Source organism: Collinsella sp. AF38-3AC (assembly GCF_003474365.1).
GTDB lineage: Bacteria > Actinomycetota > Coriobacteriia > Coriobacteriales > Coriobacteriaceae > Collinsella.
In genome coordinates, this window is the sequence record NZ_QROM01000027.1 from 1 (window position 1) to 15,385 (window position 15,385).

A 15,385-nucleotide genomic window follows, 5' to 3' on the forward strand; every position below is an offset into this window, starting at 1 on the left:
TTTCCGCAGCTCGACGTAGCGAATCCATCACCCGTTTCCTAGACTGTCAGAAACTACTTTATAATTTTTGCTAACCAGTTAATAAATATTACTGGCGCTGTTTGGGCTCGGTGACGATGGCCCGAACGATGCGGGGGCGATCGGTGAGATCACGGACGACGCGCACATCCGAAAGGCCCGCCTGGCGGCAGAGTTCGGCGGCGGCGTCGAGGGCACCCTCGTAGAGCTCACAGGCAAAGAGTCCGCCGGCACGCAGCATATAGGGTGCCGCATTGAGCAGGCGGCGGAAAATGTCCAGGCCATCGGCACCGCCCTCGAGCGCTAAATCGGGCTCGAAGTCCTTGACCTCGTGCGGCAGCGAGCGCATAACGTCGGTCGGGATGTAAGGCGGGTTGGAGACGAGCACGTCGAAGGTGCCCCACTCGTCGTGGGGAATGGAGCTCACCAGGTTGGTGAGGCTGAAGGCAACCTCATCTGCCGTGAGGCCGAGCGCGTCGCGGTTTTTGGTGGCCAGATCAATGGCACGCGGCTCGATATCGGTAGCGGTGCAGGTAACGTGGCCGCGGCGCTCCCAAGCAAGGGAGAGCGAGATGCAGCCCGTGCCGCAGCCGACCTCGAGAACGCGAGCAGTGCGGGGCTCGGCTGGGGCAGGCGCAGCGGCATCCTGAGCTGAAGCCGTCTCCTGGTCGGCACCCTCGATGGCGATGCCGTATTCGTCGAGCTCGGGCTCAGCAGCTTCCGCAGTCTCGGCTTCCGCTGCCTGCGCGGCGGCTTCCTCGGCCTCGCGGTCGGCCAGTTCCTCGGCATAGGCACGGCTACCCAGCACGTCGCTGCCTAGCGCCGCCTCATCGGCAGCCGTCAGGTTAGCGGCACGGCGCTCGGCGGTCGCGCGTTCGTCTGCCAGCGCGGCCTCGGCTTTGCGGGCCTGCTCGACCTCATCGTTCCAAGGCAGCTCAACACGCTGACGGGCGGCGGCCTCGGGGCTCAGCACCTCGGCATCCAGATAATTGAGGACTTCCTCGACGAGCATCTCGGTCTCGGGGCGCGGAATGAGCACACCGGGGGCGCACGCGACGTCGATCATGCGAAACTGCGTGCTGCCCGTGATGTATTGCAGCGGCTCGCCCTTAGCGCGGCGGACAACGGCCGCGTGCATGGTCTCGAGCTGGGCCGCGTTAAGCGTCTCGTCCATGCGCATATATAAGTCGATGCGTGCCAAACCCGTGGCAGCGCACAGCAGCCACTCAGCAGAAAGACGGGGGTGCTCCTCACCACGCTCGGCTAGGTACTCCTTGGTCCACTCAAGACAACGCTTGATGGTCCAGATCTCGTTTGCCATGGGGCCCTCCCCTCTTAAGCGCCGGGCGGCGCGCGAATGTCGGAGCAGATTGTACGCGAGGCCAGCGTTTGGCAAGGGACGATTGAAGGCGATTATCGACAATCAGCCCAGATTTTTACTTGGAACCTGCCCGAAGTGTTCATTCGTCGACGTCTAAATCTGCATCCGTCAAGTTTTTGGCAAGGTTGCCCCAAAACTGACCAATATCTAACCAAGAACTTGCCAAATCACTTGACGCGCGACGCATCAAAAAATGCACTGCAGCTTCTTGGACGATTTTTTGAGCAATATTTTCGGCAGAAGATGCACGACGCAATTTCTTTGAGCAGGTAGCTGGCTTAATGGCCATCAAAGCCGATTGAATAACATCTCAAAGCAATGTGCCCAACCCAGTCATTGGGGACGTTCTTATACGACTAGCTATCGGGGACAGTCTTCGCAGCCAGCCGCGAAGGACCGTCCCCATCTGCCGGCCTTTAGGGACAGTCCCCAACTGCCGGCACAAAAGGAGCGTCCCCAACTGCCAGGTGCCGCAAGAATATCCCTTTTGACTAGTCATTTAAGAACGTCCCCAATGACTACCTTGGAAACCCCGCAGGTTGAGCATACCGCATCCGGAGCAAGGCAACGCTGCAGGTAGAGGACGGACAGCGAGCGACGTCCAGGGCGAACAAGTTGGCATGAAAAAGGCAAGGCATAGACCTTCTGGTCATGCCTTGCCTTTTGAATGACAAATTGTCGCCCTGGGCGGCGCGCAGCGTCGGCTGGCCCGCCGTTCGGTAGAACGGCGGAACCTACACAGCTTGTGCCAGCTTCTCGGCTCGCTCGGCGGCGGCGAGCGCCTCGATGACGGTGCCGAGCTGATCGCCCAGAAGGACGCCGTTGTAGGTGGAGTTGAAACCGATGCGGTGATCGGTCACGCGGTCCTGGGGCTGGTTGTAGGTACGGATCTTCTCGGAACGGTTGCCGTGGCCGATCTGGCTCTGGCGCTCGGCACCGAGCTCTGCCTGCTGCTTCTCGAGCTCCATCTCGTACAGACGGGCACGCAGCATCTGCATGCAAACCTCGCGGTTCTGGATCTGGGAACGCTGCTCCTGCGACTGCACCACGGTGTTGGTGGGCAGGTGGGTGATGCGCACGGCGGAGTAAGTAGTGTTAACGCACTGACCGCCAGGGCCGGAGGCGCAGTAGGTGTCGATGCGCAGGTCGGACTGGTTGATCTGGACGTCGATCTCCTCGGCCTCGGGGAGTACGGCGACGGTCGCCGTGGAGGTCTGGATACGGCCCTGGGACTCGGTCTTGGGAACGCGCTGGACGCGGTGCACGCCGGACTCGAACTTCATGACGGAGTAGACGCGATCGCCCTCGACCTTGAACTCAATGGACTTAAAGCCGCCGGCCTCGCTGGGACTAGAGTCGAGCACGGTGGTCTTCCAGCCGCGCGACTCGCAGAAGCGCTGGTACATCTTGTACAGGTCGCCGGCGAAGATGGCGGCCTCGTCGCCACCGGCGGCGGAGCGGATCTCGACGATGGTGTTCTTGTCGTCGTTGGGGTCACTCGGGATGAGCATGTACTTGATGTCTTCCTCGAGCTGGGGAAGCTTCTCCTCGTTCTCGGAGATGTCCATCTGGAGCATCTCCTTCTCGTCCGCGTCGGTCGTGTCGCGGAGCATTTCCTTGGCAGCCTCGATGTCATCGAGCGCACCGATGTACTCGCGCGAGGCGGCGATGAGGTCGGACTGGTGCGCATACTCCTTGTTGAGACGCGTGAACTCCTTAATATCGGAGGCGACGGCCGGGTCGGAGAGTTTCTTCTCGAGCTCCTCGTAGGCCTTGATAATCTTTTCGAGCTTGTCGCGCATGGCGGGACTCCTTTATATGCGTGAAGGTGAAAATCGGCAGAATTGATGGGGCGCGGGGCGCCGCTGCGGGGGTAAGCCCGGCTAGAACATGTCGATCTTCAGATACATGCGCATCCCTTCGCGTATGGGGTACATAGTTGCGGTCTAACCTATACATGATAGCGTGCGCAGGCAAACCTGCATATAACCCGCACGGAATGTGACAAAGGGACAGTCCCTTTATCACATTCTAGAGTGTTTGAAGCAGAGCGATGAGAAAGCGAATGCCCTGGAGGTAGGCGCGACGGGTAATGCGTTCGTTGGTACCGTGGACGCCGCGATCGCACTCGTCATCGTCGACCACAAAGGCCGAGAAGCGAATGCACTCAGGGCAAATGCGCTGGTAGTTGGCAGCGTCGGTCGCGCCAATCACGGTCGAGGGCACAATTGCCACTGGCTCGAATGATCCGTTTTCCTCCGTCCCCTTTGGATCACGGAAATAGCGGGCGGCGATGATGCGAACGGCCTCGAGGCCCGGCCCGCCGACGCGCGGGGACGGCGAGGGCTCGGAGCTGCCGGGGCCAAGTTCGACCTCCACACGCTCGGCAAGACCCGCCGCGGCAACGGCGTCGCGGCAACGGGCAACGACATCGGCCACGCCCGTGCCCTCGAGCATGCGGAAGTTGATATTGGCCCACATATCCTGCGGCATCACGTTAGCACCAGTGCTGCCGCCCTCAATTTGAGTCGGTGCACAAGTGGTGGTCACGAGCGGATAAAGCTTGTTGCTGGCGAGGCACTCGCGCACGATGGCGTCCTTGTTGGCGGCAATTTCATCGGCCGTGTAGAGCCCCAACTCGACGAGCTGGGCGGCAAGCAAGTCGGTCACACGCGTCGGCCATTCGATATCGCAAATTGCGGCGATGGCGCGGCTCAGCACCTCGAGTGACGTGCCGCCGTAGGGGTTGGAAGAATGCCCACCCGCGCTCTTTGTCTTGAGCACAATGTCGGCATAACCTTTCTCAGCCAGGTCGGCGTGCATGAGCCAACCCTCGCCCGCGCTGTACTCGGCAGCCGGAGCGATGCGGTAATCGCCCTCGTCGATCAGGTACTCAAGCTCAATGCCGCGCTCCTCGAGCACGCGACCGATCGCCCCCGCGCCGCACTGCGTCGTTTCCTCGTCCTGGCCAAAGGCCAGGAGCAGCGTGCGCTCGTGCTCCCAGCCGTGCGCCAGCGCATACTCAACCGCCTCGAGAATGCCTGCGACCTGGTCCTTCATGTCGATCGCACCGCGGCCCCAGATGTAGGTATCGTCCACGTGCCCGCTAAAGGGGGCGTGCGTCCAGTCGGCCTCGGTGCCGGGCACCACGGGAACCACGTCCATGTGGCCCATGAGCATAACGGGCTTAAGAGCAGGGTCGGAGCCGCCAAGCGTCACCAACAGCGAATGGTCGATAAGCTCGACCTCGCCCGCCGCAAACACGCGCGGCCACGCCTGTTGCATATAGGTGCGTAGGTCGTCGAACGGTTGCCAGTCCACCGCCTCGGCATCCATGCTCGAGATAGTCGGAAACGACAGCACGCGGCCCAAGCGCTCGCACGCGCCGGCCTCGTCTATATCGGCAAAATCATCCTCATGCGCAAAGAAGCGCCAAACCTCGGCCATGACATCCTTTCGATTGTGATGACGAGGGCCGCCCCACCGGAGCGGCCCTGCCACATAAGCGTTTGCGATCGGTTATTTGTCCTCGAGATAGCGCGAGAGGAACTCGCGGGTGCGCTGGTGTCTGGGGTTGCCAAAGAGCTCGGCCGGTGCCGCATCCTCGAGCACCACGCCCTTGTCCATAAAGACCACGCGGTCGGACACCGTGCGGGCAAAGGCCATCTCGTGCGTGACGACGACCATGGTCATGCCGTCGGCAGCGAGCTTGCGCATGACCTCGAGCACCTCTCCCACGATCTCGGGGTCGAGTGCGGAGGTCGGCTCGTCGAACAGCATGATCTGCGGATTCATGCACAGGGCACGGGCGATGGCCACGCGCTGTTTTTGACCACCGGACAGGCGGCCCACGGCGGCGTGCGCGAACTTTTCGAGCCCCACGCTGGTCAGATGCCCCATCGCGACTTTCTCGGCCTCGGTCTTGCTCATCTTTTTGAGCGTGACGGGCGCGAGCGTGCAGTTGTCGAGCACATCCATGTTGCTGAACAGGTTAAAGCCCTGGAACACCATGCCGATGTCCTCGCGCAGCTTGTTGATGTTGCAGCGCTCGGCCGTGAGGTCCTGGCCATGGAACCAGATATGGCCCGCGTCCGGGGTCTCGAGCAGGTTGAGGCAGCGCAGGAAGGTCGACTTACCCGAACCTGAGGCGCCGATGATGGTGACGACCTCGCCGGGATTAACGGACAGGTCGATGCCCTTGAGCACCTCGAGCGAGCCGAAGCTCTTGCGCAGGCCCTCGACGCGGATAAGCGGCTCATTTGTCTGTGCGGCGGCCGCAACGCCGGTAGTGGCGGTATCTGCCATGATGATTCTCCTCGTCTTGAGCCTAGTTGGAGCTGGGCAGCGTTGCCGGGGCCTCGGCGCCGAGCTTTTTGCCAAAGGCCTCGAGCAGGCGGCTCGCCACGAGCGTCAGGATCAGGTAGACCACAAGCGCCACGCAGTAGACCTCCATCTGGCGGTAGTACACGCCGGCGACGGTAGTGGTGGCGTACATGAGGTCAAACACGCCGATGACCGAAAGCACCGACGAATCCTTGATGTTGATGATGAGCTCGTTGGTGAGCGCCGGAATCGCGTTTTTAATGCCCTGGGGAAACACAACTTTGCGCATAGCCTGCCACTGCGACAGGCCCAGCGAGCGCGCCGCCTCGGCCTGACCGGGATCGATGGACTCGATGCCGCCGCGCAGGACCTCCATCATATAGGCGGTAGAGTTGAGCGAGATGGTGACGAGGCCAGCGGTGAAGGTACTCCAGATCTGGTTGGCTTGGGCGGTCTCGAAGCCCATGCCGCGCAAAACGGTGAAGCCCGCGTAATAGATGAGCAGGCCCTGGACCATCATGGGCGTGCCGCGCACGATGGTGGAGTAGACGGTCGTAAAGCCGCGGCCGATGCTCTTAAAGAAGCGCACCAGGTCGTTATCCACGCGATCGAACGTCTGAATACGCAGGAACACAAAGAGCAGTGCCAGGAAAAAGGCGATGACGGTGCCGAAGGTGGCAAGCGCGATGGTGATCTCGATACCGCGGATAAAGAAGTCGCCGCTCTTGTAGGTCATGTAGACCAAGCTCGACAGAAAGTCGCTGGGATTGGAGTCCGAGACAATGCTCACCTGCACCAGGTCGATAAACGACATGACGCAGCGGTCGATAAAGAAAATCGCCGCGATGGCAACCACGACATAACTGCCCAGGCGCGCGCCGCGACGGCAACGCTCGGATGCAAACGGCGACTTTTGGCGATAGTCGTTCCAATGCATAAGCTTGGTGACGAGTGCTGCCGCCGACACGACAATCCAAGCCCACAGAATCGCCCAGAGGCAGTCCTGGAACACGCCCGTGGGTGCCAAGAAGCTCAGCGGCGTGGGGTTGCGCTGGCTAAACGCCAGACCGAGCGCCGCGATAGCGCTCGTGCCCAGATACACATAACGGTGGTCGGCCTTGATAAAGGAGGCCAGACGATTGATGGCTTTCATGCTGTCTCCCTATGCCGGCTGACGGTCGAGGCACGCGTCCCACATCTGGTCGCGTTCCTCTTGGCTAACGCCCTTGAGCGTCTTATTGATAAGTTTGAGCAGCTTGTCCGAGCCCTTGCGGCAGCCGACGTTTGACGTGACCTCCTGCTTAAAGCCCTCGCCCTCCGCAAAGCGAATGGGCACAATGCCCGGGTTTTGGGCCATATAGCCCTTCTCGTTTTCGGTGTTGTAGGTCACGGCGTCGCAGGTGCCCTGCAGCAGGTTCGAAAACACCGTGGGCACCGAATCGACTGGATTCTTGTGGACGACGCCCGGGATCTCGTCGATGACGGTATCGAGCATCGTGTCCTTTTGGCCGAGCACCGTGGCGCCGCTAAAGTCACTGAGCTTGGTCGCGCTTTGGTAGGGCGAGCCCTCTTTTACGAACAGGCCAAAGTAGCCGATAAAGTACGGATCGGAAAAGCCGACGGACTCCTCGCGCTCGGGCGTGGCGCTCATTCCGGCAATAATGAGGTCGATCTGGCCGTTGTTGAGCGAATCGATGAGGCCCGAGAAGCTCTGCTTGACGGCAACGGGCTCGCCGCCAAGGGCCTTGCAGAGGATCTTTGCGATCTGAACATCGTAGCCATCGGCGTAAGCGCCCTGCACGTTGTCGATGGGAATGGTGTACTCGCTGGCCTCGGAGACCTGCCAGTTGTATGGGGCGTAGGCCGCCTCCATGCCGATGCGGATCTTGTCCTTGCCGATCACGGAATCGGACAGGTCGTCGCGACCGCCGCCCGTGGTGGGCTGGACCACCTTGAGCGTGGACGGGCGCTGGCAGCCGGCAAGCGCGCCGGCGACGACGGAAGCACTCGCAGCGAGGGCGCTACCCAGGAAGATGCGACGACTGCACACCGGCTGGGCCTGCGCGTCGCGCTGTAGTCGAGGTTGCATCTGATGCCTTCCCTATGTCGTTTTGCTGACAACAAGACAGGATAGTACGGCGGCGGCACCGATGGGGCGTTCGCAGAGGATTTAACGAAACAAAAGCCCCCTGTCAGGTAGTCGTTGGACGTTCTTAAACGACTAGTCGTTGGGGACAGTCTTTGCCGATTCGCCGGCTCGCCGGCCGGGTTGGCAAGGACTGTCCCTGGCGGCACTCATTTAAGTCTGTCCCCAATGAGTGATTATGAAAAAGGCAAGGCATAGACCTTCTGGTCATGCCGTGCCTTTTGAATGACAAATTGTCGCTCTGGGTGGCGCGCAGCGTCGACCGGCCCGCCGTTCGCTAGAACGGCGGAACCTCTAGAGCAGGGTAACGCTAAAGGAGCGCTCGTCGGTGGCGCCGGGGGCCAAGACGATGGTGTTGACCTTGTGCTCAAAGACGTCGTCCTCGGTGTCCATGGTGGTGTGACCGGTCCAAGGCTCGAGCGCCACAAACGGGGCGTCGTTGGCGGCAGACCACACGCCGATGTACTTAAAGCCCTCAAAGTCGATCTTGACGCCGTGACCCGACTTGCAACCGCGCAGCGTGAGCGTGGAGCCCGGGGTATCGGTGAACATGATGGCGTCGTTATCGAAGCTGCGGTGCGTGATGGGCAGCACGTCCGAGTTATCGGGGGCCTTGTAGCTGCCCTCGAACGTCATAAGGCCATCGGGCGTGATGACGGGGGCCTCGTTAGTCCAGGCCTCAGTAAACGCCAGCTCGTAATCCTCGAACGCCTCGTCCTCGGCACCGGGGGCGGGCACGTTAAATGCGGGGTGGCCGCCCACCGAGAACGGCAGGTCCACGTCGCCGGTGTTGGTGACGGCAAAGGTCTGCGTGAGGGTGGCGTCGCCGGTCAGGGCATAGGTCATGTTGAGCTTAAAGTGGAACGGGAACGCCTTGAGCGACTCGGGCGTGTCGGCAATCTCGTAGGTGACAGACGGGCCGTCCTCAGAGACCTCGACCAGCTTGTGCTCGACAATGCGCGCGAGTCCGTGGCGCGGCATCTCGCAGGTGCCGGCCGCAGACGTTGCCGTGTTGTTGCGCAGCGAGCCCACAATGGGGAACAGGATGGGCGCATGCTTGCCCCAAAAGGCGGGGTCGCCCTGCCACAGATACTCGTTGCCGTCGAGAGCAAGGCTCGTGAGCTGGGCTCCCATGGAATCGATGGCCGCGGTGAGGCCGCCGCGCTTGATGGTAGTGACGGTGGACATGCTACTTCCTCCAAAAATAAACAATAGTGTCGAGGGCTATTGTCCCACTCTTGGCGGCGGGACGGGACGGCAGGCGATTATTGAGTAGCCATAGCGGAATGAGCGGCAAACGCCTACTGGGTATCCACGTAAAGGTCGAACCCGCCCTGCGGCGTGGTGTCGACCGTATCGGGCGCCTGCGAGTTAAAGCTCACGGGAACCATGCGCTTTGAGGCGCGGAAACGCGTACCGTCGGTGGCGACGGGCGGCTCATCGACCGTGAGCTCGTAGTCACCAGGCTTGAGCTCGATACCGTCACCTTCGGAATTGACGTATTGGTACTCGTCGACCGCTTGCCCCTTGAGCGTACGACCCACAATATGGACGAGCATCTGGCTGTCGCCGCGCGCAGTGTCCCACGTCGCGCCGTCCTTGACCTCGACCGACACATGTACCGAGCGCGTGCGGCCGAGCGATTGCTCGACAGACATCTCGACCTTGGCGGCGTCTCTTCGCTGTTGTTCAACATGGCTCCAAACGCTACCAATTACCGAGCATGCGATAACGCCGGCCATGAAGGCGATAAGGATGGGGCCAAGCGGCGAGCGACGTCCCGCATCTTCCTCGTGAGACAGATTGGGGCGACGTGTGGGCGCGAGCGCCTGGGCACCCTGCGAGGGCACGTCGAGAATGCTGAAGGATGCCGTGCTGTCGGGGTCGATGGTGTGGCGCGGCTGCGGGGTCTTTGCCGGCGAGATCGACATGTCGGCTGGCTCGCCGAGCGTGGCCGTAGCATCGGCTTTGGCCTCGTCCGCCTCGGCCTGTGCCCAAGCTTGTTCGAAGGTCAGGGGATCGACAGGGCCGAGGGCGGCGTCCGAGTCGGCGGCGACGTCGTTGCCAGTCTCGTCCTCGTCGATCGACACGTCACGCGGCGCAGGCTCGTCCCACTCCTCGTCCGGAGCCTCACCCTCGCTGTACCACCATTCAAAGTTATCGATATCCATACGGGGCGCCCCTTAGGCCTCGCAAATAAACACTTGCTAGTTTTATACCCCCAGACGGCACGGCGGCTCGCCGGCACAGATAGGAAAACCATCACAACATTCGACGCTTTTCCTCGTTTTCGAGCTTTTCATCGAATGTTGTGACGGTTTGGGCGGCAGCCACGCCGCGAATGTGACAAAGGGACTGTCCCTTTGTCACATTCTGTTAGAGTTGCAGGGATTGAATCCCGCTTATTCATGCGACATTGGAGTGACAACCTTGATCGCCGCAACCACGCCTAAAAGTAAGTCAACCGCCGCCGCGCTCTCCCCCGCGCGCAGCAAGCTCTGCCTGGCGCTGCTCGTGCTGCTGGGATTCTCGCTCGGCTGCTCCGAGTTCGTGGTCATCGGCATCGAAAGCGACCTGGCGACGGAGCTCGGCATCTCGCTTGCCACCGCGGGCCAGCTCATCAGCGTGTTCGCGCTCGTCTACGCCATCGCTACGCCGGTGCTTGCGCTCAGCACGGGGCGATTCCGCCGCTACCAGCTGCTCGTGTGCTACAGCATCGTCTTTGTGCTCGGCAACCTGGTCATGGCGTTGGCGCCCAACTTCCAGGTACTGTTTATCTCGCGCATTGTCCTGGGATCCGTCTCGGGCGCGCTGCTCGCCGTGGGCGTGACGTACATCCCCGAGCTGCTGTCCCCGCAGCAAACTTCGCTTGCCATCTCGGTGGTATATGGCGCGTTTTCCGTGGCAATGGTCTTTGTCACTTCGATCGGCAAGTTCGTGGCCGACACGCTCGATTGGCACGTGGCCATGTACGGCACGCTGACCTTTGCCGTTCTGATCTGCGGAGCGCTCGTGGCGTTTATGCCGCGCGCTGGGCAAACCGACGAGCCTGCCACCTTTCGCGAGCAGGCGGGGCTTCTACGCGAACCGAGCATCATCACCGGCATGCTCATCTTCTTGTTTGGCGTGGGATCGGTCTATGTGTTCTACGGCTACGTGACGCCTTATCTTGAGCAGGTGCTGGGCATGGGCACTGTTCAGGCGAGCACCACGCTTATGGCCTACGGCGTGTTCTGCCTGATCTCGAACATCCTGGGCGGATGGATCGACGCGCGCTTTGGCATGAAGGCGCTGCTTGTGACGTTTGTGCTGCAGGCTGCGGCGTCACTCGGGCTGTTTGCCGTGGGCGACACCATGCCGCTCGCGCTGGTCTTTGTCTTTAGCCTAGCGCTGCTCATGTACCTGTTCTCGGTGTCATGCATCACGCACTTTATGGACGTGGCGCGCAGCCGCCATCCCAAGTCGATGGTACTCGCAAGTTCGGTTGAGCCTATGGCGTTTAATGTCGGCATCTCATTTGGCACTGCAGTGGGCGGCGCCGTGGTAAGCAGCGTTGGCATTTCCTACGTTGGCGCGGTTGGTGCCGCGTTCTCGCTTGTGGCCTGGGCGCTTACGCTGGTGACGATTAAGTTGGCTCGCTGGGAGCGCAAGCGGGCGAGGGCGTAAGCGCAGATGCGATACTCGAGCTCGATGATGGCGATCGAAAGGAAGCCGCGTATGCAACGTGTACTGTTTATCTGTCATGGGAACATTTGTCGCTCGACGATGGCTGAGTCGGTGCTTACCGAGCTCGTGCGCCGCGCTGGGCGCGAGGCGGAGTTTGTCATCGATTCCGCTGCAACCTCAACCGAGGAGATCGACAACCCGCCGCATCATGGCACGGTCGCCAAGCTGCGCGAAGTCGGGATTCCTGTCGTTGCCCACCGTGCGCGCCAGGTGCGTCGCGCGGAGTATGGTGACTGGGACCACATTGTCTATATGGACGACGAAAACGCCCGCGGCCTGTACTGCATCTTTGGCAAGGACCCCGACGGCAAGATCTCGCGCCTGCTCGATTGGACCGAGCGCCCCGGCGACGTGGCCGATCCCTGGTACACCGGCAATTTCGATGCTACCTACCGTGATGTGCTCGCCGGCTGCATCGCGCTGCTCGAACAACTGTAGGCTCGCGAGCACACGAACCGCACCATCGACATGCAGCGAGCGAGGATTTTCTCCCGCATACAAATCGAGCGTGGATTTTCTCCCACTTTGAGCGCGAAACTGCGTCCAAAACGGGAGATAATCCACCCTCGTTATCTTGGCGGGAGAAAATCCTCGCTCGATTACTCGTTGACGATCTCGGCGAGCCAGACGTTTAACGTATCGACCTCGGGGCAGCAGAACTTGGCCGTACCGGGCTCGTTGCCGGGCATTCGGAACTGGCCCTAGACAGGTTTGACCTCCAACTTTATCCCCTCGGCATGGGAGTCGCCCAAAACATCCGAAAGGGCCCAAGTCGCATACAGAGGCAGATAGAGAACGGCGCCGTCGCGCTCAACGTTGCCTCTCGAGAAAACAATCCCGCGCTTTACGCCATACTCGGCCGTTTCAAGCACATGGTTCAACGCAGCGTGCGCATGGTAATAGGAGCCCGATTTAACCTCGATCGGAACAGCCGTTCCATCCGGGCCGTCGACCACAAAATCCACTTCGCCTCGCTTTTTTGTCTGATAGTAGTAAAGCTGGCGATTTTGAGCAGCCAGCTGCTGGGCCACTACGTTTTCGTACACGCCGCCGAGGTTGGGCTCTTTGCTGTCGAGGTACGCCGCCTGAGCGACCCCGACGGGATAGCGGGCCATCAGCATCCCGGCATCGGACTGGTACAGCTTGAACTGGGACGGCCGCGCCGTCTTAAGCAGGGGGGACTTGGGCTCGGTCACAATGTCGGTCTTGAGAGCGACGCCGGCATCGACAAGCCAGACAAAATCTCGCTGGTATTTCTCGTAATGCGCCTTGGGATCTATGGAGTTGAGCACGAAACGCTTGTTCTCGCCCTCCAACATGACAGGCAGTTGGTCGAAGATGCTCTGCACCTGAAGTGCGCGTCCGTTCGCGTATTTTGAGATATCCCGACGGTATTGCCCGTTCAGCTCGGACTGAAGCTGGTGGACGGACGCCAGATCACCCTGCGTGTCGAGGAATCGCTGCACGACCTCCGGCATACCGCCAACGACGATATAGGTCCTAAAGTTTGCCATCATTGCGTCGTGAATATAACCAGGAACCGGCGTCTCGTTGCGGCACGCATCGCGAATCGAGCGCCTCGCCTCTTCGCTCACCCCAATCGCCCAGCTGAACTCCTCAAAATCCAGCGGGAACATCCTGAGCTCATGGACGTACCCCACGGGATAAGACCTGACGCCCTTGAATTGGGTCCCAAGCATGGACCCCGAGAATGCCCAGCGACAACGGCCGTCCTCGACAAGGAACTTGGCCATCGTCATGATGTCCGGCGCCTCCTGCACCTCATCGATAAATACGAGAGTTTTGCCCGGCGCTATCGACTTGCCCGTGAGAAGCGTCACCCTGCTGATGAAGTCATCAGCATCCCTCGCCCCGAGAAGGGCGTCTTTTGCCTGGCGGTTTTCCGCGAGATTGAGCTCGATATAGGTTGCGTAGTTTGACTTACCGAACTCGCGAATCGAGTAGCTCTTACCGATTTGGCGAGAACCCGTGACGAACAACGCCTTTCGTTCAATGGATCTCTGCCAACAATCAAGCTCATCAGCGATTTTCCTGCGCAACATAAGCTCTCCCATCGCCTCGATAAATGAAATGCAGATATTTATATCGACCATTATCAATGAAATGCAGAGATTTTTAGCGCCTAAATCGGATGAAATGCAGAAATTTAACCTTACTCGCATACAGAACAACGACGCGTGCGCCTAAGCATGGGCATAAGTGAGGTCGGGATTCTCGCATACAAATCGAGCGAGGACTATCTCCCACTTTGAGCGCGAAATTGCGCCCAAAACGGGAGAAAATCCACGCTCGATATTTCGACGGGAGATAATCCTCGCTCGGTTACTCGCCAGCAACCACAAGGTGACAAAGGGGCTGTCCCTTTGTCACATTTGGCCGGTTGGCTATTCGTCGACGATTTCGGCGAGCCAGACGTTTAACGTATCGACCTCGGGGCAGCAAAACTTCGCCGTACCGGGCTCGTTGCCAGGCACGGTTCCGCCGTAGCGTAGGATGTCGATATAGGGAAAGCCCACATGGCAGGCCATGGCGCACATCTTGCCGCGGTCTCGGTCAAAGTCAAAGACGTCGCCCGGCTTGTGACCGTGGTGGCAGCGGCACGCCCCCAGCTGGTCCACGCAACTCACGCGGATACGCGGCCGCTTGCCACGCGGCGCGCCGAGCGGCTTGCCCCCGCCCGCAGGCCTGGCACCGTTCTCGCCAGCGTTACTCATGGTTGATCACATCCAGGCAGGCCTCGATGGGCAGGCCGGCCGATTTGTCCTCTTGGTCGGCATTGCGCTCGATAAGCTCGGCCACCACGCGCATGGCATCGGTCGTCGCGCGCTGCAGACTCCAGCCTGCCATAACGCGGCCGACGAGCACCGCCGAGAACGTGTCGCCCGTGCCCGGGAAATAGACCGGAATGAGCTCAAAGGGAATCGTGAAGTACTCCCCCGCCACATGGTCGTAACCGATGACAGCATTCGCACCATCGACCACAGCGCTCGTAATGACCACCGACTTAGCACCCAGCTCACGCACGGCGTTCACAAGAACGCGGGCCTCGTCGGGCGTGATTTGCTCTGCAATAGGCGTATCGGTGAGCAGACAGGCCTCGGTGTAGTTGGGAACCGCGTAGTCGGCGCACTCGAGCAGGTGCCTCATGAGACCGATCGTGGACTCGGGCACGCCCGCATAGAGCTTGCCGTTGTCGCCCATGATGGGGTCGACGAATACCTTGGTGCCCTTTTGCGCGCGGCGGTGGCAAAAGTCCGAGATGATACGCGTCTCTTCCTCGGTCACGATAAAGCCGGTCGAGATGGCGTCGAACTCAAAGCCGAGCTCCTCCCAGATAGCGAGGCTTTGGCGCACGTACTCGGTGGTGTCGTGGATGTAGAACTTGGGGTAGTTGAGCGTGTCGGAAACGAGCGCCGTCGGCAGGTTATGGATACGGTAGCCCATGTGCGACAGTACCGGCAGCATGGCGGAAAGCGCGACCTTGCCGTAGCCGCACATATCGTTAATCAGCAGCAGCTGAGTATTCTTCATGAGGGTCTCCCTTGTTTCGGGTGCGGCGCAGCAGCGCCACAGTGCGACTAAGTGTAGCGCAGGAGGCGTTGTGGGCGGAGGCGAGCGGTACGAAGGGCAAATTGTTGCGGAAAGGTTACGAAAACGAGGTAGTCGTTGGGTGTTCTTAAATGACTAGTCGACACAAGGAGTGTCCCAAAGTGCCGACAGAGACGATATGAGCAGGACATAAAACATTGGGAGCCCCCGGCATGAAAGTC

14 protein-coding genes are annotated in these 15,385 nt (G+C 60.5%); 2 read left to right on the top strand and 12 right to left on the bottom strand.

Features of this window, described 5'->3' with window-relative positions:
* Window positions 1-88 precede the first annotated feature (88 nt).
* The 9 genes from DW029_RS10745 to DW029_RS10780 all read right to left on the bottom strand — a co-directional run bounded on the left by DW029_RS10745 (window position 89) and on the right by DW029_RS10780 (window position 10,039).
* Window positions 89-1,339: a HemK/PrmC family methyltransferase gene (locus DW029_RS10745; RefSeq protein ID WP_118346105.1), complete on the bottom strand. Its 1,251-nt coding sequence runs from the start codon at window positions 1,337-1,339 to the stop codon at window positions 89-91.
* Between the two features lie 139 nt (window positions 1,340-1,478).
* Window positions 1,479-1,691, bottom strand: a complete 213-nt coding sequence (locus tag DW029_RS11765; protein ID WP_158572679.1) for a hypothetical protein — start codon at window positions 1,689-1,691, stop codon at window positions 1,479-1,481.
* Between the two features lie 442 nt (window positions 1,692-2,133).
* A complete protein-coding gene (gene prfA, locus DW029_RS10750; protein ID WP_006235697.1) occupies window positions 2,134-3,201 on the bottom strand; it encodes a peptide chain release factor 1 in 1,068 nt (355 codons plus the stop codon).
* A gap of 229 nt (window positions 3,202-3,430) precedes the next feature.
* Entirely contained in the window at window positions 3,431-4,846 is a 1,416-nt protein-coding gene (locus tag DW029_RS10755) for a M20/M25/M40 family metallo-hydrolase (RefSeq protein ID WP_118346108.1), read from the bottom strand.
* Between the two features lie 72 nt (window positions 4,847-4,918).
* Entirely contained in the window at window positions 4,919-5,704 is a 786-nt protein-coding gene (locus DW029_RS10760; protein ID WP_117734909.1) for an amino acid ABC transporter ATP-binding protein, read from the bottom strand.
* A 22-nt stretch (window positions 5,705-5,726) separates the two neighbouring features.
* The gene (locus DW029_RS10765; RefSeq protein WP_118346111.1) at window positions 5,727-6,875 is read right to left on the bottom strand and encodes an amino acid ABC transporter permease; all 1,149 of its coding nucleotides are present in this window, start codon (window positions 6,873-6,875) and stop codon (window positions 5,727-5,729) included.
* A 9-nt stretch (window positions 6,876-6,884) separates the two neighbouring features.
* On the bottom strand, window positions 6,885-7,811 hold the full coding sequence (locus tag DW029_RS10770; RefSeq protein WP_118346114.1) for a transporter substrate-binding domain-containing protein: 927 nt from the start codon (window positions 7,809-7,811) through the stop codon (window positions 6,885-6,887).
* A 351-nt stretch (window positions 7,812-8,162) separates the two neighbouring features.
* Window positions 8,163-9,056, bottom strand: a complete 894-nt coding sequence (locus DW029_RS10775; protein ID WP_118346117.1) for an aldose 1-epimerase family protein — start codon at window positions 9,054-9,056, stop codon at window positions 8,163-8,165.
* A gap of 113 nt (window positions 9,057-9,169) precedes the next feature.
* The gene (locus DW029_RS10780; RefSeq protein ID WP_117799133.1) at window positions 9,170-10,039 is read right to left on the bottom strand and encodes a hypothetical protein; all 870 of its coding nucleotides are present in this window, start codon (window positions 10,037-10,039) and stop codon (window positions 9,170-9,172) included.
* A gap of 250 nt (window positions 10,040-10,289) precedes the next feature.
* Between DW029_RS10780 and DW029_RS10785 the strand changes: the two genes are divergently transcribed.
* The gene (locus DW029_RS10785) at window positions 10,290-11,534 is read left to right on the top strand and encodes an MFS transporter (protein ID WP_233543877.1); all 1,245 of its coding nucleotides are present in this window, start codon (window positions 10,290-10,292) and stop codon (window positions 11,532-11,534) included.
* Window positions 11,535-11,585: 51 nt separating this feature from the next.
* A complete protein-coding gene (locus DW029_RS10790) occupies window positions 11,586-12,032 on the top strand; it encodes a low molecular weight protein-tyrosine-phosphatase (RefSeq protein ID WP_199582683.1) in 447 nt (148 codons plus the stop codon).
* Between the two features lie 263 nt (window positions 12,033-12,295).
* Here DW029_RS10790 and DW029_RS10800 read toward each other — a convergent pair whose 3' ends face one another.
* The 3 genes from DW029_RS10800 to DW029_RS10810 all read right to left on the bottom strand — a co-directional run bounded on the left by DW029_RS10800 (window position 12,296) and on the right by DW029_RS10810 (window position 15,146).
* Entirely contained in the window at window positions 12,296-13,657 is a 1,362-nt protein-coding gene (locus DW029_RS10800; RefSeq protein WP_118346127.1) for an ATP-binding protein, read from the bottom strand.
* Between the two features lie 342 nt (window positions 13,658-13,999).
* Entirely contained in the window at window positions 14,000-14,329 is a 330-nt protein-coding gene (locus tag DW029_RS10805; RefSeq protein ID WP_199582686.1) for a TIGR04076 family protein, read from the bottom strand.
* Entirely contained in the window at window positions 14,322-15,146 is an 825-nt protein-coding gene (locus tag DW029_RS10810; RefSeq protein WP_118346120.1) for a PfkB family carbohydrate kinase, read from the bottom strand. The genes DW029_RS10805 and DW029_RS10810 overlap by 8 nt, the downstream gene beginning before the upstream one ends.
* Window positions 15,147-15,385 lie beyond the last annotated feature (239 nt).